We start from the raw sequence: 23,558 nt of genomic DNA, 5'->3' as shown, positions 1-23,558 counted from the left end.
CATTCTCAGGCGCGTTGTTGATGGATAAAAGCCGCGAGCGTGGCAACGGAATAGAAGTGCTGACGCATCTCGTCACTTTCGGCAGAAAGCACTACGCCGTACTGATTTTTTACCGCCAGACCCAGCTCAAGGGCGTCGATTGAGTCCAGACCGAGGCCGTCGCCAAAGAGCGCGGCGTCTGTATCAATATCCTCTGGGGTAAGTTCTTCCAGATTCAGCGTAGAGATAATGAGATTCTTAATTTCAAGATAGAGCGCTTGCATCTTTCGTTCCTGACAAAGATTGAAGACCGGTTGTTAATTGATGCTGCATATGCCGGTTTAACTGCCTTGCTGCCAGCGCGGGTTCGTGCTGACTCGCATCATAAAAATCATGAATGTTGATGCGTTCGCGAACATCCACGGTGAAAACAGGTTTGTTGGGGGGCACGTTATACCAGCTGCTCTGTTTATCCAGCATCCGTTCACTACAGTGGATCACCACCACGCGCACGGCGCTGTTGCAGCGAACGGCGATATTCGCCGCCCCACGTTGCAGGGTCATGGCTTCCCCCACCCGGGTGCGGGTGCCTTCAGGGAAGATAAGCAGGGTGTCGCCCTGGGCCAGACGCAGCTGGCTTGCGGCAAGCAGCGTGTCGGCTTCGCTGTTAATCAGATAGTCAGCCGCGCGGATCACGCCGCTGACGAACGGGTTACGCAGCAACGCGCTTTTCACCAGACAGTCGGTTTCGTTCATCACCGACGCCAGCAGAACGTAGTCCAGCAGCGAGGGATGATTCGCAATCACCAGACAGCCCCGCTCGGCGCGCAGAACGTCCAGGTTGTTGAAACGGTAATCCAGTACCCCTGCACCGCGTACCACCGCGAGGAACAGGCGAAAACTGGCAGAAATAGTGCGGCGTGCCAGGCGGCGACGTTGAGTGCGGTCGCGCTGGAAAATCAGCAGCAGGTTAAACCACACCAGCGACAGCGTCAGCCCGCCGAGGCCGAACAGGACGAAGCACAATCCGGTCATCAGCATCCGCCATATCCGATCGAGGCGGGAACGTAACCCTCTCATTGGCGCGTCCATTGCCACAGCAGGCGCTCGCCCGGCAGGGTAAACTGGCGCTCGTCCCGCAGGTAATGGCGCAGGAACTGGAGGCTTTGCGGCAGCGCGGGCTCTTCAGGCGTGCGGTTGACGTGCGTTTCACAGCTGAGCGTATTTCCCGCCTCAATCACCAGCGCCAGCGCGTAGGGCCAGACGGGCATCTGCGGCGGCAGCCCGGCGTGATAAAAATCAGGCAGCAGACCGTCGAAATCCACCAGCAACACGCGGGAGTAGCCCGCATGCAGCAGGCTCAGCACGTCGCACAAGCTCTGCTGGAAGGTATCCATACCGGCGGAAACCGACGAAGAGACAACAGGCTGACGCGCGGCGATAGTGAGATTGCCGACCGCCGAGTTGTGTACCGACATGGCAAAATCGGTGGGGGAAACGGGCTGTTCTGCCGCCAGGGCCTGGAGAATACGGAAATTGCGCTCCAGCTCCCCATGACGGCTGCTGTAGACGACGGCATCGATGCGGTGTTTGCGCAGCATCATCAGGCCAAGATCGACGGCCAGCCTGCTGCCTGAATTCAGGCGGCGGGCGGTCATCATCGGCAGATCGGTCAGTTTCGCCAGCGGTGCAGCGGGATCGATGGCGTCAGACCGGCGTGACCATGCCTGCCATTCGTCGGCATCGCTGAGTCCTGGCGCTCTTGCCTGCCAGTCGATAAGGGTAAGTGTAAATTTCATCTACGCGCGTCCGCGATAAACCTGTTTCTGTGACTTTTTCTTCGCCAGCGCGATTTGCTGCGCACATCGTACAATGTTGTCGTCGCGCTGGCGAATAAACGTCACTTTTGACCCTTTCCACCCGGTTATCCCGGCAAACGGCTTTTTGGCCGACCCGGACCCAGAAGAATGGCGAGTTTACTGCCTCCTTTCGTGGTTTCCATCCAGATTTTACAGACGCTGGTGAGCGGCACGGAGAGCAGCATGCCCACCGGACCCAGCAGCCATCCCCAGATCAGTAACGATAAAAACACCACCATCGTCGACATGCCCAGACGGTGGCCCATCATGCGCGGCTCGAGAATGTTACCCAGCACCATATGCACGACAAGGAACAGCGCTCCTACCAGCATGCACTCATAAAAACCGTTAAACAGGAACGCCTGGATGATCGGCGGAACGGCGGAAAGCACCGCGCCGATATTGGGTACGTAGTTCAGTAAAAACGCCAGCACGCCCCACATCAGCGCGAACTGCACATCCAGCAGTACCAGCCCCAGCCAGACGATCACGCCGGTCCACAGGCTTAACAGCGTTTTCAGCGCCAGATACTTGGATACGCCCTTCAGCGCGCGGTGCAAGCCGGCAATGTGGATCTGAGGATTGTTCAGGGCAAAACGCAGTTTATACGGCACGTGGCGCACTTCGAACAGCATAAACACCACCGTCATCACCAGCAGCAGAATGCTGGCCATTGCCCCGGAAAGCCCGGTCATCAACGTGGTGGCGTAGGTCATCACCTTCTCGGAATCCATCCGACGCAGCATCCGTTCCGGTGAGATATGCAGATTCACGAACGGCAACGTGCGCTGAAGATCGACCAGCTTGCGCGTCAGCTCTTTATTGTACTGCGGCAGCATGGTGGAAAATTCGCTCAGCGAGGCGGCGAGCACGCCGAACAGCGCCGTCAGGACAACCAGCATCACCATCACCACGATGGTAATCGCGACCGGGCGGCTGATGCCCCGGCGTAAAAACCATGTCACTAGTGGGTTGAGCACAATGGCGAAAAACAGCGCCAGCAGAAGCTGAACAATGATATCCGCCGCCGCGTGGATACCCGCAAGGATAACCACCAGGCAGGCAAGTTTTAATAAAATATGAAGTCCGGCTTTGTCGGGCGGGCTGGCAGTCATAAGAATTCCTTTTTCCGGGGGGCGTGTTAATTGTAGTGCGCCGGATGGGCTTCGTCTGGCGTGTTAGTCTGAAAGTCGTGGCAAAAAAATGGCCCCCGGCGCAAGCGACGGAGGCCACGGCATCCTGGTGAACGATTACTGGATCACAAGGGTGTTAATGATGTTTTCAGCGGCGGTCTGCGCTTTCTGCTGATTGTCTGCCGGCAGGGTGATCTGCATGGTCAGCAGTTTATTGTCCACCTTGCCGAGCACCACGGAGGAGTACGCGGTCTGGCCTTTGGCAGAGATGATGCTGTCCAGCTGTTGCAGCGTGTGGCCTTTCAGTTCAACAGACTTGTTGGTGACCACCTGAAGCTGCGGGTCGCGGCTGCGCTGCTGATCTTCCAGGCGTTTGGCCAGCACGCCCAGATCTTCGCTGGTATCGTCACCGACGATCACAATCACCGCTTTTTGGCCGGTGGCATCGGAATAGACGTGCATATTGTTCGCCTGGGTACCCAGCTTACCGCTCTGGTCGGTCATGTCCGCAGGCAGAGAGAAACTGAGTTTGCCATCCATCAGGCTCACCGGCTGACCGGTGGCGTTGCTTTCTGCTGACGCGCCCTGAGCAGGCGTTTTGGTGTCGCTGTTATCACAGGCTGCAAGGCCAACAACCAGCAGGCCAATCCCGACATATTTAACCAGATTGCGCATTGACTTCTTCCTTTCGATAAACGGCCATAACGGCTCATTCGTTCATCTTATCACAACTGATAAAGCGAACCCTTAACCTGCCTGCAATGCGGAGATTTCAGATTTATCCGCCAGCCTTTTCAGCAGCATATTCAACAGCACGCCGTACATCGGCAGGAAGAAAACCAGGCTGATAAGCACCTTAAAGGCGTAGTCCACCAGAGCGATTTCCATCCAGTGTTCTGCCATGAAGGCGTCCGGGCTGCGCCAGAAGGCGATGAAGAAGAAGGCCAGCGTATCGCTCACGTTACCGAACAGCGTGGAGGCCGTTGGTGCCATCCACCAGCGATGGTTTTGACGCAGGCGGTTAAACACGTGGACATCGAGGATCTGCCCCAGGGCATAAGCCATAAAGCTGGCGGTGGCAATACGCGCGACGAACAGGTTGAAGTGCGTCAGCGCTTCGAAGCCCTGCCAGCTGCCCATGTAAAACAGCGAGGAGATGGCGTAGGAGACAAACAGTGCCGGGATCATCACCGCAAAAATAATCCGCCGCGCCAGCGGTGCGCCAAAAATACGCACGGTTAAATCCGTGGCAAGGAAAATAAACGGGAAACTGAACGCGCCCCAGGTGGTATGGAAACCAAAAATGGAGATGGGGAGCTGTACCAGATAGTTACTGGAGATGATCACCAGCAGATGAAATAGCGAAAGCCAGAACAACGCCTTGACGCGCTGCGATTGTGTAAAGGAGTTCATATTGTACCTTTTTGATTAATATTTGGGGTGAGGGAACCCAATAAAGCCGCCGCATGATACTGCTTTGACGACACTTTGCAATGGCTAATTTTCACGCAATCGTTAACCTGGTTTGCATTGGCGATAGCGGGGCGTAAACTACAGCCGTTTTTACCTGAACGAGAAGAAAATGACCGACCTGTTTTCCAGCCCAGACCACACGCTTGATGCTCAGGGCCTCCGCTGCCCGGAGCCGGTAATGATGGTGCGCAAAACCGTGCGCAACATGCAGACCGGCGAAACGCTGCTGATCGTCGCCGATGACCCGGCTACCACCCGTGATATCCCCGGCTTTTGTACCTTTATGGAACATGAACTGGTGGCGCAGCAAACCGAGACCTTGCCGTACCGGTATTTGATTCGTAAGGGGTAAGTGCGGCCTGATGCCCGGCGGCGCTTCGCTTGCACGGGCCTACGGGTGTAGTAGGTCGGGTAAGGCGCAGCCGCCACCCGACAAGTACTCATCACAATTTCGAACCATCGTTTCAAAATTTCGCGCTTTTGTGAGGCGCTTCACCCTCCCTTTTCCAGCCGTAGTCTAATTTTTAAGCGTCAAAAACTAAAACATCGTTTTAACGCTTATCTCACTACCCTGGAGTTGACTCAATGAAAACGACCCTCAAGCCGTTACTGGCCGCGCTGTGCCTGTCTGCTTTTGCCTGCTCCGTTTCTGCCCAGACCATCAAAGCCGCCGATGTGCATCCCGAAGGCTACCCGAACGTGGTGGCGGTTCAGCACATGGGTGAAAAACTCAAACAACAAACCGATGGCAAGCTGGAGATTAAGGTCTTCCCCGGCGGCGTGCTGGGGGATGAAAAGCAGATGATTGAGCAGGCGCAGATGGGGGCGATCGACATGATCCGCGTCTCTATGGCGCCGGTGGCTGCCATTCTGCCGGATATCGAAGTGTTTACGCTGCCCTACGTATTCCGCGATGAAGACCACATGCACAAGGTGATCGACGGGGATATCGGCAAGCAGATCGGCGACAAACTCACCGCCAACCCGAAATCGCGTCTGGTCTTCCTTGGCTGGATGGATTCCGGCACCCGTAACCTGATCACCAAAGAGCCGATCGTCAAACCGGACGATCTGAAAGGGAAGAAAATCCGCGTGCAGGGCAGCCCGGTGGCGCTGGCCACGCTGAAAGCGATGGGGGCGAACTCGGTGGCGATGGGCGTCAGCGAGGTTTACAGCGGCATGCAGACCGGGGTGATCGACGGCGCGGAGAACAACCCGCCAACCTTTATCGCCCACAACTATATGCCGGTCGCCAAAAACTACACGCTGAGCGGCCACTTCATCACCCCGGAAATGCTGCTCTATTCCAAAGTGAAATGGGACAAGCTCAGCGCTGACGAACAGCAAAAGATCCTGGCGCTGGCCCGCGAAGCGCAGTTCGAGCAGCGCAAGCTGTGGAATGCGTATAACGACCAGGCGCTGGCGAAAATGAAGGCCGGCGGGGTGCAGTTCCACGACATCGATAAAACGGTGTTTATCAAGGCGACAGAGCCGGTGCGCGCGCAGTATGGCGATAAGCATCAGGATCTGATGAAAGCCATCGCTGACGTCCAGTAAACCGGAGTACGTATGTCCGAACTCTACCTGAAGTGGATGGACCGTCTGTATCTGTTCGCCATGGCGGTGGCGGGTATTTCGCTGTTGGTGATGACGATTGTCATCCCCATCGGCATTTTTTCACGCTACGTGCTTAATCGCGGCGAATCCTGGCCGGAGCCGATCGCCATTATCTGCATGGTGACGTTTACCTTTATCGGCGCGGCGGTGAGCTACCGCGCCGGGTCGCATATTGCGGTCAACATGCTCACCGACCGCCTGCCCGCGTCGCTGCAAAGAGTGTGCGCGCGGATGGTGGATCTGCTGATGCTGATGATTTCAGGCCTGATGTGCTGGTACAGCTACTGGCTGTGCGTCGAGCTGTGGGAGCAGCCGGTGGCGGAGTTTCCGCTTCTGACCTCCGGCGAAAGCTATCTGCCGCTACCTGTCGGATCGGCCATTTTGATCCTGTTTGTGCTTGAACGCCTGCTGTTTGGCTCGCAGGAAAACCGTCCGGTCGTGCTGATCGGCAATCACAGTTAAGGGGTGAACAATGGATGCGTTTGTTTTGTTATTCACCCTCGCCATTTTGCTGGCGCTGGGGATGCCGGTGGCCTTCGCCGTCGGCTTAAGCGCCGTGGCGGGCGCGCTGTGGATTGACCTGCCGCTGGAGGCGCTGATGATCCAGATCACCAGCGGGGTGAATAAATTTACCCTGCTGGCGATCCCGTTCTTCATTCTTGCCGGGGCGATCATGGCGGAAGGGGGCATTGCCCGACGGCTGGTCAACTTCGCGTACGTTTTTGTCGGCTTTATTCGCGGCGGGCTGTCGCTGGTGAACATCGTGGCATCAACGTTCTTCGGCGCGATTTCCGGCTCGTCGGTGGCGGATACGGCGTCTATCGGCAGCGTGATGATCCCGGAGATGGAGAAGAAGGGCTATCCGCGCGAATACGCGGCGGCGGTGACGGCCAGCGGGTCGGTGCAGGCGATCCTGATCCCGCCCAGCCACAACTCGGTGATTTACTCCCTGGCGGCAGGGGGAACGGTCTCCATCGCCACGCTGTTTATTGCGGGCGTGCTGCCGGGCCTGCTGCTGGGCGTGAGCCTGATGGTGCTCTGCCTGTGCTTCGCCCGCAAGCGCGGCTATCCGAAAGGGGACAAAATCCCGTTCAGGCAGGCGCTGAAAATCATGCTCGATGCTCTGTGGGGGCTGATGACGGTGGTGATTATCCTCGGCGGGATCTTGTCCGGGATATTCACGGCGACCGAATCTGCCGCCGTGGCCTGCCTGTGGGCGTTCTTCGTCACCATGTTCATCTACCGCGATTACAAGTGGAATGAACTGCCGAAGCTGATGTGCCGCACGGTGAAAACCGTCACCATCGTGATGATTTTGATTGGATTTGCCGCGGCGTTTGGCGCGGTAATGACCTACATGCAGCTGCCGATGCGCATCACCGAATTCTTCACGTCGCTGTCCGATAACAAATACGTGATCCTGATGTACCTCAACATCATGCTGCTGCTGATTGGCACGCTGATGGACATGGCGCCGATCATCCTGATCCTGACCCCGGTGCTGCTGCCGGTGACCAACTCGCTGGGGATCGATCCGGTGCATTTCGGGATGATCATGATGGTGAACCTGGGGATTGGGCTGATCACGCCGCCGGTCGGGTCGGTGCTGTTCGTGGCGAGCGCGGTGAGTAAGCAGAAGATCGAGCACGTGGTGCGGGCGATGCTGCCGTTTTACGGTATGTTGCTGGTGGTGCTGGGGATGGTGACGTACATCCCGGCGATATCATTGTGGTTGCCGGGGGTGCTAGGGATGCAGTGACGCCGTTTTATGCCGGGTGGCGGCTACGCCTTACCCGGCCTACGGTTACGGTTCGGAGATGTTGTAGGCCCGGTAAGGCGTAGCCGCCACCGGGCATTTTTACCGACGGCGCAACAGCCGCAACGCGTTCGCCGTAACCAGCACCGTCGCCCCCGTATCCGCCAGTACCGCCAGCCACAGTCCGGTCATACCGAGCAGCGTGGTGACCAGGAAAATCCCCTTCAGACCCAGCGCAATGCCGATGTTCTGCCGAATATTAGCCCGCGTCGCCCGCGCAAGATCTATCATCTGCGCCAGCCCGGTCAGGCGGTTGTGCGTCAGCGCCGCGTCGGCGGTCTCCAGCGCCACGTCGGTGCCGCTGCCCATCGCAATGCCGATGGTGGAAGCCTTCATTGCCGGGGCATCGTTTATCCCGTCCCCGACCATCGCCAGCGGGGCATGACCGTTCAGCTCGGTTACCGCGCTGACTTTATCCGCAGGCAACAATCCGGCCTTAAACTCCAGCCCCAGCTCGCCGGCAATCGCCGCCGCCGCGCGCGGGTTATCACCGGTCAGGATCACGCCCTGTACCCCCAGCTTGTGCAGCGCGTCGACGGCGTCTTTCGCATCGTCACGCAGGGTGTCGCGCAGCGCCAGCATGCCCATCGGTACACCGTCCTGCATCACGGCAACGACCGTCTGCCCGGCCTGCTCTAATGCTTCAACCTGTGGATTCGGGAACGCGCCTGCCGCGGCGATCAGCACTTTTTTGCCTTCGACCACAGCCTCAATCCCTGACCCGACCAGCGCTCGCTGGGCGGTTGCCGGAGGGATGGTCAGCCCGCGCCCCTTCGCTTCACGCACAATCGCCTGCGCCAGAGGGTGGGTGGAGCCCTGCTCCACGGCAGCGGCCAGCGTCAGCAGGGCGTCTTCACTGATGTCCTGCGGATACACGCCGGTCACCTGCGGCTTGCCGACGGTCAGCGTGCCGGTTTTATCGAAGGCGATGTGCTGAACCTGGCTCAGCTGTTCCAGCGCCGCGCCGCCCTTAATCAGCGCCCCGCGACGTGCCGCCGCCGCCAGCCCTGAGGTAATCGCCGCCGGGGTGGAGATCACCAGCGCACACGGACAGCCGATCAGCAGCAGCGTCAGCCCTTTGTAAATCCAGCCCTCCCACGGCGCGCCGAAGAACAGCGGCGGGACGACGGTGACCAGCAGCGCCACCAGCATGATGGCGGGGGTGTAAATCCGGCTGAAGCGATCGATAAAGCGTTCTACCGGCGCGCGGCGCTCCTTGGCTTCTTCTATCAGCCTGAGGATGCGGTCGATGGCGCTGTCGCCCGGTTCGGAAAGGACCGTCAGCAGCACCAGTCGGTCGACGCTGGTGGCGCCCGCAGGCACCTTTTCACCTGCCGCGCGCGCTACCGGGATGGATTCCCCGGTCAGGGCGCTTTCGTCAAAGCTCGCGGTGGCGGTAATGAGGGTCCCATCGGCTGGCAGACGTCCGCCTGCGGGCACTTCAATCACGTCGCCCGGGCGCAGGGTGTTGATGGCGACCGTTTCACGAGTACCGTTTATCACGCGAGTGGCGGTTTCCGGCTTCAGCGCCATCAGCGCGCTCACCCCTTTACGCGCCCGGCTCGCCGCCCAGCCCTCAAGGCGTTCGCCAATTAAGAACAGCAGCAGCACCATCGCCGCTTCCGCCGTCGCGCCAATAAATAGCGCCCCGATAGCCGCCACGCTCATCAGCGTTTCGATGGCAAACCAGCTGCCGCTTCTCATCAGACGCAGCGCCTGACGCGCAATCGGGAACAGGCCAACCAGCGTGGTGGCGATAAACGCCAGGCTGCCGAGCGGGTGGTTGATTTGCTCCAGCCCCCAGCTCAGGGCCATCATGATGATGAGGGTCATAAGGGGCAGATTTTCTTTTAGCGGGGACGTTTTTTCTGCGGGCGCCGTTTCGCTGCGCAGGGTATAACCCGCTTTGCTGACGGCGGCTTCAACCTGTCTGCTGACGTCGTTTTCGGCGCTGACCAGCAGCTTTTCGGTAGCGAACAGCACCTGAACGTGGTTCACACCCGGCACCTGCTTCACTGCATTTTCCACTTTGCGGGCGCAGGCCGCGCAGTCCATGCCGTTGACCACCCAGCTGTAGTGATTGCCGTTTTCAGGCAGCGCTTCGGTCCGGGTTTCGCACGCGCCCTCGCAGCAGCAGTCCTCTTTTGGCGGAACCGGGCTGAGCTTAAGTGCCGAGAATTGGGGAACTTTTTTAGGTGTTTCTGGAGTCGACATGGCAGTCTCCGGTAATGATAATTTTCTCATTAACCGCAGCATACACTCTGGAGTCGACTCCAGAGTCAAGCGTTATTTAGATATACAGCGAACGCACAATCAGGAAGTGCCCGGCAAAGTAACAGGCGGCGGAAATCGCATTATCCGCACGGAAGCGGCGGCGATAGTGGCTGCCCAGCCAGACGATATTACCCAACAGCAACAGTGCGGCACCGAAGAACGCAGACATCGCAGGCGCCGTCGGACGGAAGAACCACAGCTCGCCCGCCAGCCACACCATCACCAGCGTCATGGCGATAAACGTACAGACCGGCAGACGCATCTCTTCCAGACGCGACCAGATTACCGCGATCATCAGGGCGCCAATCACCAGCAGCACCAGCGGCAGCGGCCAGAAGAAGGAGAGCGTCATCTGGCTGGCAAAGTAGATGGTATAGAGCAGATGCGACAGGAAGAACGCCCCCACGGCGTACAGCAGGCGCTGACGCGGCAGCAGGGTTAAGGCATCGCCAATCAGGGAAGCACACAGCCCCGCGAGGACAAGATAGCTAACGGCGTTAAACATCGGGGCCTGCCAGGCAAGCAACAGCAGGAGTAATAGCGTGACGGGTTTAAACAACCAGCGCTGCCAGGCTGGGCCACGGTAGGACGCATCGACGTAAAGCCATGCGGAAAAACAGACAGCGATAAATGACCAAAGCATATTAACTCCCTGTAACTGTTGAGGCTGAATGATCAGTTCCTGATCCAGTGTAGTGACGCGAGCGGGCGTTTGGCAATGCCGGGGCAGGCGAGGTATCCTGAATTCCGCATAATCTGATGGGATTTTTCAATGAGCAAGATGCCGCTGTTTTTCATTATCGTGGTGGCGATTATCGTCATTGCCGCCTCGTTTCGCTTCGTGCAGCAGCGCCGTGAGAAGGCCGACAATGACGCCGCGCCGCTGATGCAAAAGCGCGTGGTGGTGACGAACAAGCGTGAGAAGCCGCTTAACGACCGCCGCTCCCGCCAGCAGCAGGTGACGCCAGCGGGCACAACGATGCGCTATGAAGCGAGCTTTAAGCCGGAAACCGGCGGGCTGGAGATGACCTTCCGCCTGGAGGCGCAGCAGTACCACCAGCTGACGGTGGGGGAGAAAGGCACGCTGAGTTACAAAGGGTCGCGGTTTGAAGGGTTCATGGCGGAGCAGTAATCTGTTGATCGGCGCTGAGTCTTCTTATCAGGGCCGATCGTAAATTCAATAGATATATATAGCGTGGAGTAAATATAATTGTGGTTTATGTTTTATAAAAAATATTCTGTTTTATATTCCCATTAGTGACTTAAAATATCGTTTGTATCACTATCTTACCCAGCATATTCTTAATATGATCTTATCATTGTTATTGTATGAATATATAAATTTATCATTTCAAATGGATAAGGTATTTAGATGGCGAATACAATGTGGTTGACGTTGAAGGGACAATCGCAGGGAATGATTTCTGCTGGATGTGCGTCGTTAGATTCAATAGGAAATAAATCACAGCCTGCCCATCGAGATCAGATTATGGTCATGGCAATTAATCATGGAATGAGTCGGGCGCAAAATGTAAATCATCAGTGTTTGACGTTTATTAAACCTGTGGATAAATCCTCGCCGTTGTTGGGGAAAGCCATTACTGACAATGAAACGCTAAGCTGTGAATTTAGCTTTTATCGCACCAGTCAGACTGGTTTAAACGAATGCTATTACTCACTAAAACTGATTAATGCCAGAATATCCAGCTTCCATCTACAGGTGCCGCATACCATTGATGACAGTGCGGGTCAGCCAGAAGAAATGATCGAATTGTCATACGAATCTATTGCCTGGGAGCATCGTATTGCTGGAACCAGCGCCTACAGTATCTGGGATGAGCGAATTTTTTAAGGACCCATGATGGAAGGTTATAATGACTGGATAGGGGATCATCGTGAAGATATTCTCAGAGGAAATAACTGGCAGCGTAATTTGCGTTTCGAAAATGAAATCAAGCAGCTGAAAAATAGCCTGGGCAACAATGCCAACCACATTATGCTGCTCACGCCTGACGAGGCGCAGGGTGTGATTGACGATTTGTTAGGTAGTCAGCCTGTTGGCTTTTCTACTACCTATGCCGGTAACATCAAAGAGACGGTTTCTGCGACTAAGAATCTGTCGAAGCTATTTTCTTATCAGCAGGCCGGAAAGATTGTTTTCACTTTAAAGGGTCTTGGGATCAAAGCAACGCAATATGCTTATCAGGGAAAAATGTATGTGAAGATTACGGGTTACCCTTCTCTGCGACGCATTCTTAAAGGAACCCGTTACCGGATTAATCATCCCAAAGTGCTTGAGGTTGGAATTGGTAGCGTCGGGTTTCAAAACGGCATTATGTCAGGAGCCAGATTCTGCATCTGGTTTTCCGCATGCTGGCGGTTGGTCGAACTGATCTTTAAATCCGACCATGACGTTGCCGAATTCCTGGGGAATGTGACGATGGATGTGGCGAAAGTGATTGTGGGGGTTTTTGTTTCGAGATTGGTTGGGGAAGGGATCTCGTTGGCTATATCACCATTTATAGCGAGTGTAGCTGTTCCGGTTTGGGGGCAAATAGTCTGTGTGGTTGTAATAGGTTTAGCTATTGCCAATGCGCTCAATGGGCTGGACAAACAGTATGATTTATCAAACAAACTTATAGATTGTATAAAAAAGGGTATGAAAGAGCAGCAAAAAATCGCAGAGTGGAACGCTCGAAACTCAGTAAATGGTAGTTCATTTTACTGGGAGAATTACTGATATGAGCGTTAACATTAATCTTAATAAAATTAAAAGAAGGTGCTTTTTATTTTTCTGTATCTTCTTTTTTGGTATTTTTGCTTGGGGTTTTTATTGGGCTAGCGTACCAGATATAACCGATATCATTGAATCCAGAAGCATTATTTATTTTTTTTTTTTTGGGGTTCTTTTATTATGTTGTTTGTTTTCCCGGTTGCTTGTTGTTTCGTTTTGGTTATTGTCTATATGACTTTTACGAAAAACATGGAGCCACCCAGCTTCTTCGCCAAAGGCATTATCGTCGGTTTTCACGTTATCGGTGCAGGATTTGTTATTGGCAACATTCTCTCGTTTATCGTCATATTTTATCCCCTGGGAACCAACTATGTCTTATGTGAACGTCCAGGGCCCTTTTCGGGAACGTATTACACCAGAACGGAAGAGATTTGCACGCAGGTGAAATACCTGCTTAAAACAAGAGCCAGAGATATCCAAAAATTGAATGATCAGCTGGACGGTGTATCGTCACAGTGATGGTGTTTCGTAGGCCCGGCTCGCTGCGCGCCACCGGGCAATAGCGCACCTTACTTCTTCACCTGCGCCTTAAACTTCTTCATCCACACCAGCAGCTCAAACACGCCGAAAATAAACACCCGCAGCTGCTGCCAGCCGGTCATCGGTGGGCCATCTTTCGGCAGACCGTTTTTCAGCATCACCATCTGCAAGGCATGCATGAACGCGGTAAAAATCAGCGCCACGTTAATAAAGATATTCAGCGGACGCGGGAACGGGTGCACCAGATTCAAAATCAAAAATGCCCAGACGCCCAGCATCAGCACGCGCCCTACGTTAATCAGTACTGGCATCGGATCCTCCTTGTGCCTGACGGTGATACAGACGATAAGCCACCTGGCCGGCGACCTTCTCGCGGTGCAGATCCCAGTGAACGGGAACGGGCGGCAGGCCATTTTCCACTTCGCTTTCAACGTAAATCAGCGCGTCGTCTGCCAGCCAGCCATTTTTTTCCAGCAACGATAATGTCTCTTCCAGCAGCCCTTTACGGAACGGCGGGTCAACAAACACCACGTTGAACGGCGTCCCCTGTTGGGCGAGGAAGCTCAGCGTGTTGGTATTCACCACTTTCGCGTTGGTTGCCTTCAGCGTAGCCAGATTTTGCTGCAACGTCTGCGCGACGCCGCGCTCCATCTCCAGCAGCGTGGCGCTGGCGGCATAACGCGACAGCGCTTCCAGCCCCAATGCACCGCTTCCGGCGAAGCAGTCCAGGCAGTTGGCGTCTACCATAGACGGGGCGAGCCAGTTAAACAGCGTCTCGCGAACGCGGTCCGTGGTGGGGCGTAAACCGGGGCTGTCCGGCACCGGTAATTTCCGGCCTCGCCACTGACCGCCGATAATGCGAATTTGACCGGCCGGGGCGCGGGTGGGTTTCTTCATCTCAGGAAAGCTCTGTTAACCATTGCCCTGCGATTGCGGGCGGTGATGTCAATTAAGTAAAGTGTTAGACTATTTCATCATTTTTTTAGCTTCCCTGTATATAGCGCCGCGAGGAGTGTAGTCGCAGATGGCAAAACAAAAAAAACGTGGCTTCTTTTCCTGGTTGGGTTTCGGTGAAAAAGAGCAAGAAACAGAACAGAAAACCGAAGAACAACAGGTTGTAGAAGAGTCGTCACAGCCTGAAACGCCTGTCGAAACCGCTGCGGTTGTCGAAGCGGAAGAGCCAGCCCACAGCAAAGAAGAGATTGAATCCTTTGCCGAAGAGGTGGTTGAGGTTACTGAACAGGTTCAGGAGAGCGAAAAACCAGAGCCGGTTATCGTAGAAACCCTTACCGAAGCGCCACAGGCCGCTATCGAACACGAAGAACTGCCGCTGCCGGAAGAGGTGAAAGCGGAAGAGGTTTCTGCCGAAGAGTGGCAGGCCGAAGCGGAAACCGTTGAAATTGTTGAGGCGGTGGAAGAAGAAGCGGCCCTTGAGCCTGAACTGACCGACGAAGAGCTGGAAGCCCAGGCGCTGGCGGCGGAAGCGGCTGAAGAAGCGGTCATCGTCGTGCCGGTGGAAGAGCAGGCCGAAGAAGAGATCGTTCAGGAGCAGGAAAAACCGACCAAAGAAGGTTTCTTCGCGCGCCTGAAGCGCAGCCTGCTCAAAACCAAAGAAAATTTAGGTTCCGGATTTATCAGTCTGTTCCGCGGCAAAAAGATCGACGACGATCTGTTTGAGGAGCTGGAAGAGCAGCTGCTGATTGCGGACGTGGGCGTGGAAACCACCCGGAAGATCATCGCCAACCTGACCGAAGGGGCGAGCCGCAAACAGCTGCGTGACGCCGAGGCGCTGTACGGCCTGCTGAAAGACGAGATGGGTGAAATTCTCGCAAAAGTTGACGAACCGCTTAATATTGAAGGCAAAATGCCGTTTGTTATCCTGATGGTTGGCGTCAACGGCGTGGGCAAAACCACCACCATCGGCAAGCTGGCGCGCCAGTTTGAGCAGCAGGGCAAATCGGTGATGCTGGCGGCGGGCGATACCTTCCGTGCGGCAGCGGTGGAACAGCTTCAGGTGTGGGGCCAGCGCAACAATATTCCGGTTATTGCTCAGCACACCGGCGCGGATTCCGCGTCCGTGATTTTCGATGCCATCCAGGCGGCGAAGTCGCGTAACGTGGACGTGCTGATTGCGGATACCGCAGGGCGTTTGCAGAACAAATCGCACCTGATGGAAGAGCTGAAGAAAATCGTTCGCGTCATGAAGAAGCTGGACGAAGATGCACCGCATGAAATTATGCTGACTATCGACGCCAGCACCGGACAGAACGCCATCAGCCAGGCGAAACTGTTCCATGAAGCGGTAGGACTGACCGGGATCGCGCTGACCAAGCTGGACGGGACCGCGAAAGGCGGGGTGATCTTCTCCGTGGCCGACCAGTTCGGCATTCCTATCCGTTACATCGGTGTGGGCGAGCGTATTGAGGATTTACGTCCGTTTAAAGCGGACGACTTTATTGAGGCACTATTTGCCCGAGAGGACTAACAATGATTCGCTTTGAACACGTCAGCAAGGCCTATCTCGGCGGGAGACAAGCGCTACAGGGGGTGACATTCCACCTCCAGCCAGGCGAGATGGCATTCCTGACCGGCCATTCCGGCGCGGGGAAAAGTACCCTGCTCAAGCTGATCTGTGGGATCGAGCGGCCAAGCGCCGGGAAAATCTGGTTCAGCGGCCATGAAATTAGCCGTCTTAAGAACCGTGAAGTGCCGTTCCTGCGTCGTCAGATTGGCATGATTTTCCAGGATCACCACCTGCTGATGGATCGCACGGTTTTCGATAACGTCGCGATCCCGCTGATTATTGCTGGCGCCAGTTACGATGATATCCGCCGTCGCGTTTCGGCGGCGCTGGATAAGGTCGGGCTGCTGGACAAAGCGAAGAACTTCCCGATCCAGCTCTCCGGCGGTGAGCAGCAGCGCGTGGGTATCGCCCGCGCGGTAGTGAACAAGCCTGCCGTTTTGCTGGCGGATGAACCGACCGGTAACCTGGACGATGCCCTCTCTGAAGGGATCCTGCGTCTGTTTGAGGAATTTAACCGCGTGGGGGTCACGGTACTGATGGCGACGCACGACATGGGGCTGATCTCCCGCCGTTCGTACCGCATGCTGACCCTGAGCGACGGGCATTTGCACGGAGGCCACGGTGAATAAGCGTGATGCAATGAACCAGATTCGGCAGTTCAGCAACCGGTTTGACCGTTTCCGCAAGCCTCAGGGCGGCGGGGACGGCAATCGCAATGCGCCTAAGCGTGCCAAAGCGGCACCGAAACCGAACTCCCGCAAAACCAACGTCTTTAACGAGCAGGTGCGGTACGCCTTCCAGGGCGCGTTGCAGGATCTGAAAAGCAAACCGCTGGCGACGTTCCTGACGGTGATGGTGATTGCCATCTCCCTGACGCTGCCCAGCGTCTGCTACATGGTTTACAAAAACGTAAACCAGGCGGCGTCCCAGTACTATCCGTCGCCGCAGATCACCGTTTATCTGGATAAAGCCCTCGACGATAACGCGGCGGCTCAGGTGGTGGGGCAGATTCAGGCCGAGCAGGGCGTGGAGAAGGTGAACTATCTTTCCCGCGATGAAGCGCTGGGTGAGTTCCGCAACTGGTCCGGATTCGGCGGCGCGCTGGATATGCTTGAAGAGAACCCGCTGCCCGCGGTGGCGGTGGTGATCCCGAAACTCGATTTCCAGGGCACGGATTCGCTCAACACCCTGCGCGACCGCATTACCCGCATTAACGGGATTGATGAAGTGCGCATGGACGACAGCTGGTTTGCCCGTCTTGCCGCCCTGACCGGGCTGGTAGGACGCGTGTCGGCGATGATCGGCGTGCTGATGGTGGCGGCGGTGTTCCTCGTCATCGGTAATAGCGTGCGCCTGAGCATCTTCGCCCGTCGCGATACCATCAACGTGCAGAAACTGATTGGCGCAACGGATGGTTTCATCCTCCGCCCGTTCCTTTACGGCGGCGCGTTATTAGGTTTTTCTGGTGCATTTCTTTCATTGATATTGTCAGAAATTTTGGTGATGCGGCTGTCGTCTGCCGTGACTGAAGTGGCGCAGGTTTTCGGAACTAAGTTTGATATCAGTGGCTTAGGGTTCGATGAGTGCCTGCTGTTGCTGCTGGTGTGCTCCATGATCGGCTGGGTGGCGGCATGGCTGGCAACGGTTCAACATTTACGCCACTTTACTCCCGACTAATAAAAGCGTGATATAATCTTTCCCTGCACCGAGATGTTCGCTTGCAGGGAAAGCGTCCCTGTTGTCTCTTCCCCTGTAATCATCTTCATGTCACATTTTGTGCGTAATTTATTCACTGTTGCACCTGGAACTTGTGGATAAAATCACTGTCTGATAAAAGAGTGAATGCTAATCTCGTTGCTCAAACGCTTTGGCATGGTTGTTGCCTGACGGGGACAACCTGGACCAGAAGAAACATTGAGAGGAATGAATGACCAAAGAAATGCAAACTTTAGCTTTAGCCCCTGTTGGTAACCTGGAATCTTACATCCGGGCTGCGAACACCTGGCCGATGTTAACGGCTGAGGAAGAAAAGGAGCTTGCTGAAAAGCTGCATTACCAGGGCGATCTGGAAGCAGCTAAAACGCTGATCCTGTCTCACCTGCGCTTTGTTGTTCACGTTGCTCGTAATTATGCGGGCTACGGCCTGCCGCAGGCGGACCTGATTCAGGAAGGTAACATTGGCCTGATGAAGGCGGTACGTCGCTTTAACCCGGAAGTGGGTGTGCGACTCGTCTCCTTCGCCGTGCACTGGATCAAAGCGGAAATTCACGAATACGTCCTGCGTAACTGGCGTATTGTGAAAGTCGCCACGACGAAAGCGCAGCGCAAACTGTTCTTCAACCTGCGTAAAACCAAGCAGCGTCTGGGCTGGTTCAATCAGGATGAAGTGGAAATGGTGGCGCGCGAGCTGGGCGTTTCCAGCAAAGACGTCCGCGAGATGGAATCCCGCATGGCCGCGCAGGACATGACGTTTGATATGTCCTCCGACGACGACGCATCCGACAGCCAGCCGATGGCCCCGGTTCTGTATCTACAGGATAAAACCTCTAACTTTGCTGACGGCATTGAAGAGGATAACTGGGAAGACCAGGCGGCGAACAAGCTGACCTTCGCGATGGAAGGCCTCGACGAGCGTAGCCAGGATATTATTCGTGCCCGCTGGCTGGACGAAGATAACAAGTCCACGTTGCAGGAACTGGCCGACCGCTACGGCGTCTCCGCTGAACGTGTGCGTCAGCTTGAGAAAAACGCCATGAAAAAACTTCGCGCCGCTATCGAAGCGTAATTTCCGCGAAGTACACCGAGAACCCTCGAATGCAAATTCGGGGGTTTTGTTTTTTTAGCGCCCGCTCTGGCGAATTTCTTCCCCCTGGCAAACACTTACTGATGCGCTAAGCAGGCGACTTTCAGAGGGTGACAGGGTGAAAAATAACGAACTGAACGACCGGCGTTTACAGGCGACGCCGCGCGGTATCGGCGTCATGTGTAACTTCTATGCCGATAAAGCCGAAAACGCCACGGTGTGGGACGTGGAAGGTAACGAGTATATTGATTTTGCCGCCGGGATCGCCGTGCTGAATACCGGGCATCGCCATCCTAAAGTTATCGCCGCCATCGAAAAACAGCTTCACGCCTTTACCCATACCGCTTATCAAATCGTCCCCTATGAAGGTTATGTGGCGCTTGCCGAGCGCATCAACCAGCGCGTACCCATAGAGGGGCCAGCCAAAACCGCCTTCTTCTCAACGGGGGCGGAAGCGGTCGAAAACGCGGTGAAAATCGCCCGCGCGTACACCAGACGTCCCGGCCTTATCACCTTTGGCGGCGCGTTCCACGGCCGTACCTTTATGACCATGGCGATGACCGGCAAAGTGGCGCCCTATAAGCTCGGCTTCGGCCCGTTCCCCGGCTCGGTGTACCACGCGCAATTCCCCAACAGCCTGCACGGGGTTAGTACCTCCGAAGCGCTAAAAAGCCTGGAGCGCATCTTCAAAGCCGATATCGCGCCCGATCAGGTGGCGGCAATCATTATTGAACCGGTTCAGGGCGAGGGCGGGTTCAACGTCGCGCCCGCTGATTTTATGCAGGCGCTGCGTGCCCTGTGCGATACCCACGGGATTTTACTGATTGCCGACGAAGTGCAAACCGGCTTCGCCCGTACCGGCAAGCTGTTCTCCATGGAAAACCACTGCGTGAAGCCCGATCTGATCACCATGGCGAAAAGCCTGGCGGGCGGGATGCCGCTCTCTGCCGTCTCTGGCCGGGCGGAGGTGATGGATGCGCCCGCCCCGGGCGGTCTGGGCGGAACCTACGCGGGTAACCCGCTGGCGATTGCGGCGGCCCATGCGGTGCTGGATGTGATTGACGAGGACGATCTCTGCACCCGCGCGGCGCATCTCGGGCATCATCTGGTCGAGGTGCTGAATAAAGCGAAGGATGGCTGTCCGTATATCGCCGATATCCGTGGGCAGGGCTCGATGGTGGCGGTAGAATTTACCGATCCGCAAACCGGACAGCCGTCGCCCGAATTTACCCGTCAGGTTCAGGAGCGCGCGTTGAACGAAGGGCTGCTGCTTTTGAGCTGCGGCGTTTACGGCAACGTTATTCGCTTCCTCTACCCGCTCACCATCCCCGAAGTGCAGTTCCGTAAAGCGCTGGATATTATTTCCGCCTCGCTGACACGATAAAGCCAAAAGCCCGGCTGAAATGACAGTTGGGCTTATCATATTTTCATTTCAAATTAGCTATTCCAAAATCATAAAAATGGGGTATGTTTTAGCAGAGTATGCTGAAAAAGCGCGAACAGCACACCTATAACTGAAATAAAGCGCTACACAACAACATCACAACAATCGTTATAACCATAATAATGGGGAATCTCAGGATGAACATGAAGGGTAAAGCGTTACTGGCAGGATGTATCGCGTTGGCATTCAGCACTATGGCCCAGGCCGATATTAAAGTGGCCGTGGTGGGCGCGATGTCCGGTCCGGTAGCACAGTACGGCGACCAGGAATTTACCGGCGCGGAACAGGCGGTTGCAGACATTAATGCTAAGGGCGGCATCAAGGGCGAAAAGCTGCAAATCGTAAAATATGACGATGCCTGTGACCCGAAACAGGCGGTCGCGGTGGCGAACAAAGTGGTAAACGACGGGATCAAATACGTTATTGGTCACCTGTGCTCCTCTTCCACCCAGCCCGCGTCTGACATCTACGAAGACGAAGGCATTCTGATGATCACGCCGGCCGCGACGGCGCCAGAGCTGACCGCGCGCGGCTATAAGCTGATCCTGCGTACCACCGGTCTGGACTCCGATCAGGGGCCAACCGCCGCGAAATACATCGTGGAAAAAGTGAAGCCGCAGCGCATCGCGATTGTTCATGACAAACAGCAGTACGGCGAAGGCCTGGCCCGTGCGGTGCAGGATAACCTGAAAAAAGCGAACGCCAACGTGGTGTTCTTTGACGGTATCACCGCCGGTGAGAAAGACTTCTCGACCCTGGTCGCGCGTCTGAAGAAAGAAAATATCGATTTCGTTTACTACGGCGGCTACCACCCGGAAATGGGGCAGATCCTGCGCCAGGCGCGTGCGGCGGGTCTGAAGACGCAGTTCATGGGGCCAGAAGGTGTCGCGAACGTTTCCCTGTCTAATATCGCGGGTGAATCCGCTGAAGGGCTGCTGGTGACCAAACCGAAGAACTACGACCAGGTGCCTGCGAACAAACCTGTTGTCGATGCCATCAAGGCGAAGAAACAGGATCCAAGTGGTGCGTTCGTCTGGACCACCTACGCAGCGTTGCAGTCTCTGCAAGCGGGCCTGAACCAGTCAGCCGATCCGGCGGAGATTGCCACCTGGCTGAAAGCGAACTCGGTGGAAACCGTGATGGGGCCGCTGTCCTGGGATGAGAAGGGCGATTTGAAGGGCTTCGAGTTCGGCGTGTTTGACTGGCATGCCAACGGCACGGCGACTGACGCGAAATAAACGTAAAAAGGCAACGCAAGTTGCCTTTTTTAATGTTTTCTCCCTCTCCCCGTGGGAGAGGGCCGGGGTGAGGGCATCAGCCCGCTCAGCCCTCTTTTGCCCGGTGGCGCTTCGCTTGCCGGGCCTACAATGAGCACCTCGCAGCCGCCACCCGGCTTTCTTTTAGCGCTTCTCCCACCCGTTCGCCTGCGCCGTAAACCCTAACGCCTGCATAAACGCCGCCATCACGCCGCGATCCTCTACGCCCACGTCGGCCATCCACCAGGAGGTTACGCTCGGGTTTTCGCGGATCACCTCTTCAATCAAATACTGCCCGACCCCGCGACGACGGGTCACGTCGCGCACGCGCAGGGAGTCCAGCGCCCCTTCCGTGCCGCTCAGCGTTACGCGGACGGCGGCCAGCAGACGTTCATTAAAACGCGCGGCATAGATGCGGTGGTTTTCATCGACGGCCAGCGATGAAGGGGAATATTCCGGCCAGATCTTGCCCAGGTCGATACGATCCTGGTCGCTAAAGGTCACCAGACGCACGATAGTCAGTTTCATTAGCTGCTTGTCCAAATCAAAAAGAGTAGGGCCAGTGTACTCAATTTATTTGCTCAGGCACTTTCTCTTTTTCTTCCCATTTACCAGGTAATTAGTTTTTTGGCAGCGCGATGGGCAGTTTGAAAACACATGGATCGAAAAATAAGCAGAATTTTAACCTGAAGGGCAGTGATTTATTCGGCGCTTTGTACCGTTATTTTATGCTGCAAACCGCGCTTTTATTTGTTTATCTCCGCCTGATTTCAGAATATTATCTTTGCTTAATCGCCTGAAAAATAGAGATTTTAGTCTGGTTTTTGACAAAAAACTGCGCTAAACCATTAAGGGCACTGGTAAAAATAGCGTTGTTCATTAAAAGTACAGAATGCTTTTTAACCATAATAAAACAAAATATAAACATGACATCACGAATGGGGATTCAGAGATGAAAAGGAACGCGAAGACGTTAATCGCGGGGATGGTCGCACTGTCGATCTCGCATGCCGCTATGGCAGACGACATTAAAGTTGCGGTAGTGGGGGCAATGTCCGGCCCTGTTGCCCAGTGGGGTGACATGGAGTTCAACGGCGCGCGTCAGGCCATCAAAGATATCAACGCCAAAGGCGGCATCAAAGGCGACAAGCTGGTAGGCGTGGAGTATGACGACGCCTGCGATCCTAAACAGGCCGTCGCGGTCGCCAATAAAATCGTTAACGACGGTATCCAGTACGTCATCGGGCACCTGTGTTCTTCCTCCACGCAGCCTGCGTCTGATATCTACGAAGACGAAGGCATTCTGATGATCACCCCGGGTGCCACCAACCCGGAACTGACCCAGCGCGGCTACCAGCACATCATGCGTACCGCCGGTCTGGACTCCTCTCAGGGGCCAACCGCCGCCAAATACATCCTCGAAACCGTTAAGCCGCAGCGTATCGCCATCATCCATGATAAGCAGCAGTACGGCGAAGGCCTGGCGCGTTCCGTACAGGACGGCCTGAAAAAAGGCGGGGCGAATATCGTCTTCTTCGACGGCATTACCGCCGGTGAGAAAGACTTCTCCGCGCTGATCGCCCGCCTGCAAAAAGAGAATATCGACTTCGTTTACTACGGCGGCTACTACCCGGAAATGGGGCAGATGCTGCGCCAGGCGCGCGCCACCAGCCTGAAAACCCAGTTTATGGGGCCAGAGGGCGTCGGTAATGCCTCCTTGTCCAACATCGCGGGCGATTCTGCCGAAGGCATGCTGGTGACGATGCCAAAACGCTATGACCAGGATCCGGCGAATAAGGCTATCGTGGATGCGCTCAAGGCGCAGAAGAAAGATCCGAGCGGTCCGTACGTCTGGATCACCTACGCGGCCGTGCAGTCTCTGGCCACCGCGCTGGACCGTACCGGCAGTAAAGAGCCGCTGGATCTGGTGAAAGATTTAAAAGCACACGGGGCGAACACCGTGATTGGGCCGCTGAACTGGGATGAGAAAGGCGATCTGAAGGGATTTGAGTTTGGTGTCTTTAAGTGGCACGCCGACGGGTCTTCCTCGGTCGCCAAATAATCATCCCACCGCCCGGCTCACCGGGCGGGTATAAAAAGGTTTTC

Annotated in this window: 26 protein-coding genes; 15 read left to right on the top strand and 11 right to left on the bottom strand. The window is 55.7% G+C overall.

Going from position 1 to position 23,558, the window contains the following annotated elements; all coding sequences use genetic code 11:
• Positions 1-5 precede the first annotated feature (5 nt).
• The 6 genes from FZF21_RS20645 to FZF21_RS20620 form a co-directional block, all read right to left on the bottom strand.
• Entirely contained in the window at positions 6-263 is a 258-nt protein-coding gene (locus FZF21_RS20645; protein WP_003861263.1) for a phosphopantetheine-binding protein, read from the bottom strand.
• On the bottom strand, positions 244-1,059 hold the full coding sequence (locus tag FZF21_RS20640) for a lysophospholipid acyltransferase family protein (protein ID WP_032649758.1): 816 nt from the start codon (positions 1,057-1,059) through the stop codon (positions 244-246). Before FZF21_RS20640 ends, FZF21_RS20645 begins: the two co-directional genes overlap by 20 nt.
• Complete coding sequence (locus FZF21_RS20635) at positions 1,056-1,778, bottom strand: beta-ketoacyl synthase chain length factor (protein WP_017384119.1); 723 nt, start codon at positions 1,776-1,778, stop codon at positions 1,056-1,058. The genes FZF21_RS20640 and FZF21_RS20635 overlap by 4 nt, the downstream gene beginning before the upstream one ends.
• Before the next feature lie 125 nt (positions 1,779-1,903).
• Entirely contained in the window at positions 1,904-2,953 is a 1,050-nt protein-coding gene (locus FZF21_RS20630; protein ID WP_149121158.1) for an AI-2E family transporter, read from the bottom strand.
• A 135-nt stretch (positions 2,954-3,088) separates the two neighbouring features.
• Positions 3,089-3,646: a DcrB family lipoprotein gene (locus tag FZF21_RS20625; RefSeq protein WP_003861272.1), complete on the bottom strand. Its 558-nt coding sequence runs from the start codon at positions 3,644-3,646 to the stop codon at positions 3,089-3,091.
• Positions 3,647-3,718: 72 nt separating this feature from the next.
• On the bottom strand, positions 3,719-4,384 hold the full coding sequence (locus tag FZF21_RS20620; protein WP_003861274.1) for a 7-cyano-7-deazaguanine/7-aminomethyl-7-deazaguanine transporter: 666 nt from the start codon (positions 4,382-4,384) through the stop codon (positions 3,719-3,721).
• Positions 4,385-4,553: 169 nt separating this feature from the next.
• Here FZF21_RS20620 and tusA point away from each other — a divergent pair, with 169 nt between their 5' ends.
• The 4 genes from tusA (at position 4,554) to FZF21_RS20600 (ending at position 7,820) form a co-directional block, all read left to right on the top strand.
• A complete protein-coding gene (gene tusA / locus FZF21_RS20615) occupies positions 4,554-4,796 on the top strand; it encodes a sulfurtransferase TusA (RefSeq protein ID WP_017693840.1) in 243 nt (80 codons plus the stop codon).
• A gap of 233 nt (positions 4,797-5,029) precedes the next feature.
• Positions 5,030-6,001: a TRAP transporter substrate-binding protein gene (locus FZF21_RS20610; RefSeq protein WP_047056087.1), complete on the top strand. Its 972-nt coding sequence runs from the start codon at positions 5,030-5,032 to the stop codon at positions 5,999-6,001.
• Positions 6,002-6,013: 12 nt separating this feature from the next.
• On the top strand, positions 6,014-6,523 hold the full coding sequence (locus FZF21_RS20605; protein WP_023295550.1) for a TRAP transporter small permease: 510 nt from the start codon (positions 6,014-6,016) through the stop codon (positions 6,521-6,523).
• A 10-nt stretch (positions 6,524-6,533) separates the two neighbouring features.
• Positions 6,534-7,820 carry a TRAP transporter large permease gene (locus FZF21_RS20600; protein WP_015571481.1) on the top strand — a complete coding sequence of 429 codons (1,287 nt, stop codon included), beginning with the start codon at positions 6,534-6,536 and terminating at the stop codon, positions 7,818-7,820.
• Between the two features lie 99 nt (positions 7,821-7,919).
• On the opposite strand, the gene zntA is transcribed toward FZF21_RS20600, so the two are convergent.
• On the bottom strand, positions 7,920-10,091 hold the full coding sequence (zntA, locus tag FZF21_RS20595; RefSeq protein WP_047736891.1) for a Zn(II)/Cd(II)/Pb(II) translocating P-type ATPase ZntA: 2,172 nt from the start codon (positions 10,089-10,091) through the stop codon (positions 7,920-7,922).
• Positions 10,092-10,167: 76 nt separating this feature from the next.
• Positions 10,168-10,794 carry a lysoplasmalogenase gene (locus FZF21_RS20590; RefSeq protein ID WP_032669031.1) on the bottom strand — a complete coding sequence of 209 codons (627 nt, stop codon included), beginning with the start codon at positions 10,792-10,794 and terminating at the stop codon, positions 10,168-10,170.
• A gap of 129 nt (positions 10,795-10,923) precedes the next feature.
• On the opposite strand from FZF21_RS20590, the gene FZF21_RS20585 reads away from it, so the two are divergent.
• The 4 genes from FZF21_RS20585 (at position 10,924) to FZF21_RS20570 (ending at position 13,404) form a co-directional block, all read left to right on the top strand.
• Positions 10,924-11,283 (top strand): DUF2500 domain-containing protein, encoded by a 360-nt coding sequence (locus FZF21_RS20585; protein ID WP_045142179.1) that lies wholly within the window; start codon positions 10,924-10,926, stop codon positions 11,281-11,283.
• Positions 11,284-11,523: 240 nt separating this feature from the next.
• The gene (locus tag FZF21_RS20580; RefSeq protein WP_045348725.1) at positions 11,524-12,003 is read left to right on the top strand and encodes an Hcp family type VI secretion system effector; all 480 of its coding nucleotides are present in this window, start codon (positions 11,524-11,526) and stop codon (positions 12,001-12,003) included.
• Between the two features lie 6 nt (positions 12,004-12,009).
• Positions 12,010-12,891, top strand: a complete 882-nt coding sequence (locus FZF21_RS20575) for a hypothetical protein (protein ID WP_229692583.1) — start codon at positions 12,010-12,012, stop codon at positions 12,889-12,891.
• Positions 12,892-13,065: 174 nt separating this feature from the next.
• On the top strand, positions 13,066-13,404 hold the full coding sequence (locus FZF21_RS20570) for a DUF1240 domain-containing protein (protein ID WP_244323623.1): 339 nt from the start codon (positions 13,066-13,068) through the stop codon (positions 13,402-13,404).
• A gap of 50 nt (positions 13,405-13,454) precedes the next feature.
• On the opposite strand, the gene FZF21_RS20565 is transcribed toward FZF21_RS20570, so the two are convergent.
• Positions 13,455-13,736, bottom strand: coding sequence for a DUF1145 family protein (locus FZF21_RS20565; RefSeq protein WP_015571478.1), 282 nt, complete (start codon positions 13,734-13,736; stop codon positions 13,455-13,457).
• On the bottom strand, positions 13,720-14,322 hold the full coding sequence (gene rsmD / locus FZF21_RS20560; protein WP_015571477.1) for a 16S rRNA (guanine(966)-N(2))-methyltransferase: 603 nt from the start codon (positions 14,320-14,322) through the stop codon (positions 13,720-13,722). The genes FZF21_RS20565 and rsmD overlap by 17 nt, the downstream gene beginning before the upstream one ends.
• Before the next feature lie 127 nt (positions 14,323-14,449).
• Here rsmD and ftsY point away from each other — a divergent pair, with 127 nt between their 5' ends.
• The 6 genes from ftsY (at position 14,450) to livJ (ending at position 21,434) form a co-directional block, all read left to right on the top strand.
• Complete coding sequence (ftsY, locus tag FZF21_RS20555; protein WP_047736897.1) at positions 14,450-15,910, top strand: signal recognition particle-docking protein FtsY; 1,461 nt, start codon at positions 14,450-14,452, stop codon at positions 15,908-15,910.
• 2 nt (positions 15,911-15,912) lie between these two features.
• Positions 15,913-16,578, top strand: a complete 666-nt coding sequence (gene ftsE / locus FZF21_RS20550; RefSeq protein WP_006812284.1) for a cell division ATP-binding protein FtsE — start codon at positions 15,913-15,915, stop codon at positions 16,576-16,578.
• Positions 16,571-17,626, top strand: a complete 1,056-nt coding sequence (ftsX, locus tag FZF21_RS20545) for a permease-like cell division protein FtsX (RefSeq protein ID WP_017384126.1) — start codon at positions 16,571-16,573, stop codon at positions 17,624-17,626. The genes ftsE and ftsX overlap by 8 nt, the downstream gene beginning before the upstream one ends.
• A gap of 250 nt (positions 17,627-17,876) precedes the next feature.
• Positions 17,877-18,734, top strand: a complete 858-nt coding sequence (gene rpoH, locus FZF21_RS20540; RefSeq protein WP_149121159.1) for an RNA polymerase sigma factor RpoH — start codon at positions 17,877-17,879, stop codon at positions 18,732-18,734.
• A gap of 136 nt (positions 18,735-18,870) precedes the next feature.
• Positions 18,871-20,136, top strand: coding sequence for a 4-aminobutyrate--2-oxoglutarate transaminase (locus FZF21_RS20535; RefSeq protein ID WP_149121160.1), 1,266 nt, complete (start codon positions 18,871-18,873; stop codon positions 20,134-20,136).
• Between the two features lie 197 nt (positions 20,137-20,333).
• The gene (gene livJ, locus FZF21_RS20530) at positions 20,334-21,434 is read left to right on the top strand and encodes a branched chain amino acid ABC transporter substrate-binding protein LivJ (protein WP_015571474.1); all 1,101 of its coding nucleotides are present in this window, start codon (positions 20,334-20,336) and stop codon (positions 21,432-21,434) included.
• Positions 21,435-21,596: 162 nt separating this feature from the next.
• On the opposite strand, the gene panM is transcribed toward livJ, so the two are convergent.
• On the bottom strand, positions 21,597-21,980 hold the full coding sequence (gene panM, locus FZF21_RS20525; RefSeq protein ID WP_015571473.1) for an aspartate 1-decarboxylase autocleavage activator PanM: 384 nt from the start codon (positions 21,978-21,980) through the stop codon (positions 21,597-21,599).
• A 424-nt stretch (positions 21,981-22,404) separates the two neighbouring features.
• Here panM and livK point away from each other — a divergent pair, with 424 nt between their 5' ends.
• Complete coding sequence (gene livK, locus FZF21_RS20520; protein ID WP_047740747.1) at positions 22,405-23,514, top strand: high-affinity branched-chain amino acid ABC transporter substrate-binding protein LivK; 1,110 nt, start codon at positions 22,405-22,407, stop codon at positions 23,512-23,514.
• Positions 23,515-23,558 lie beyond the last annotated feature (44 nt).

The organism is Enterobacter sp. LU1 (assembly GCF_008271405.2).
GTDB classification, from domain to species: domain Bacteria; phylum Pseudomonadota; class Gammaproteobacteria; order Enterobacterales; family Enterobacteriaceae; genus Enterobacter; species Enterobacter hormaechei_C.
This window is presented reverse-complemented; position numbering and strand designations above follow the sequence as displayed.

What these genes read in the sequence shown, in the direction of transcription:
- rsmD (WP_015571477.1), bottom strand. Translation starts at nt 14,322, where the DNA reads ATGAAGAAACCCACCCGCGCCCCGGCCGGTCAAATTCGCATTATCGGC.
- FZF21_RS20565 (WP_015571478.1), bottom strand. Translation starts at nt 13,736, where the DNA reads ATGCCAGTACTGATTAACGTAGGGCGCGTGCTGATGCTGGGCGTCTGG.
- livK (WP_047740747.1), top strand. Translation starts at nt 22,405, where the DNA reads ATGAAAAGGAACGCGAAGACGTTAATCGCGGGGATGGTCGCACTGTCG.
- ftsY (WP_047736897.1), top strand. Translation starts at nt 14,450, where the DNA reads ATGGCAAAACAAAAAAAACGTGGCTTCTTTTCCTGGTTGGGTTTCGGT.
- ftsE (WP_006812284.1), top strand. Translation starts at nt 15,913, where the DNA reads ATGATTCGCTTTGAACACGTCAGCAAGGCCTATCTCGGCGGGAGACAA.
- panM (WP_015571473.1), bottom strand. Translation starts at nt 21,980, where the DNA reads ATGAAACTGACTATCGTGCGTCTGGTGACCTTTAGCGACCAGGATCGT.
- FZF21_RS20585 (WP_045142179.1), top strand. Translation starts at nt 10,924, where the DNA reads ATGAGCAAGATGCCGCTGTTTTTCATTATCGTGGTGGCGATTATCGTC.
- FZF21_RS20575 (WP_229692583.1), top strand. Translation starts at nt 12,010, where the DNA reads ATGATGGAAGGTTATAATGACTGGATAGGGGATCATCGTGAAGATATT.
- FZF21_RS20610 (WP_047056087.1), top strand. Translation starts at nt 5,030, where the DNA reads ATGAAAACGACCCTCAAGCCGTTACTGGCCGCGCTGTGCCTGTCTGCT.
- FZF21_RS20590 (WP_032669031.1), bottom strand. Translation starts at nt 10,794, where the DNA reads ATGCTTTGGTCATTTATCGCTGTCTGTTTTTCCGCATGGCTTTACGTC.
- FZF21_RS20580 (WP_045348725.1), top strand. Translation starts at nt 11,524, where the DNA reads ATGGCGAATACAATGTGGTTGACGTTGAAGGGACAATCGCAGGGAATG.
- FZF21_RS20600 (WP_015571481.1), top strand. Translation starts at nt 6,534, where the DNA reads ATGGATGCGTTTGTTTTGTTATTCACCCTCGCCATTTTGCTGGCGCTG.
- FZF21_RS20605 (WP_023295550.1), top strand. Translation starts at nt 6,014, where the DNA reads ATGTCCGAACTCTACCTGAAGTGGATGGACCGTCTGTATCTGTTCGCC.
- zntA (WP_047736891.1), bottom strand. Translation starts at nt 10,091, where the DNA reads ATGTCGACTCCAGAAACACCTAAAAAAGTTCCCCAATTCTCGGCACTT.
- FZF21_RS20570 (WP_244323623.1), top strand. Translation starts at nt 13,066, where the DNA reads ATGTTGTTTGTTTTCCCGGTTGCTTGTTGTTTCGTTTTGGTTATTGTC.
- tusA (WP_017693840.1), top strand. Translation starts at nt 4,554, where the DNA reads ATGACCGACCTGTTTTCCAGCCCAGACCACACGCTTGATGCTCAGGGC.
- FZF21_RS20640 (WP_032649758.1), bottom strand. Translation starts at nt 1,059, where the DNA reads ATGAGAGGGTTACGTTCCCGCCTCGATCGGATATGGCGGATGCTGATG.
- FZF21_RS20625 (WP_003861272.1), bottom strand. Translation starts at nt 3,646, where the DNA reads ATGCGCAATCTGGTTAAATATGTCGGGATTGGCCTGCTGGTTGTTGGC.
- FZF21_RS20645 (WP_003861263.1), bottom strand. Translation starts at nt 263, where the DNA reads ATGCAAGCGCTCTATCTTGAAATTAAGAATCTCATTATCTCTACGCTG.
- FZF21_RS20630 (WP_149121158.1), bottom strand. Translation starts at nt 2,953, where the DNA reads ATGACTGCCAGCCCGCCCGACAAAGCCGGACTTCATATTTTATTAAAA.
- FZF21_RS20635 (WP_017384119.1), bottom strand. Translation starts at nt 1,778, where the DNA reads ATGAAATTTACACTTACCCTTATCGACTGGCAGGCAAGAGCGCCAGGA.
- rpoH (WP_149121159.1), top strand. Translation starts at nt 17,877, where the DNA reads ATGACCAAAGAAATGCAAACTTTAGCTTTAGCCCCTGTTGGTAACCTG.
- livJ (WP_015571474.1), top strand. Translation starts at nt 20,334, where the DNA reads ATGAACATGAAGGGTAAAGCGTTACTGGCAGGATGTATCGCGTTGGCA.
- FZF21_RS20620 (WP_003861274.1), bottom strand. Translation starts at nt 4,384, where the DNA reads ATGAACTCCTTTACACAATCGCAGCGCGTCAAGGCGTTGTTCTGGCTT.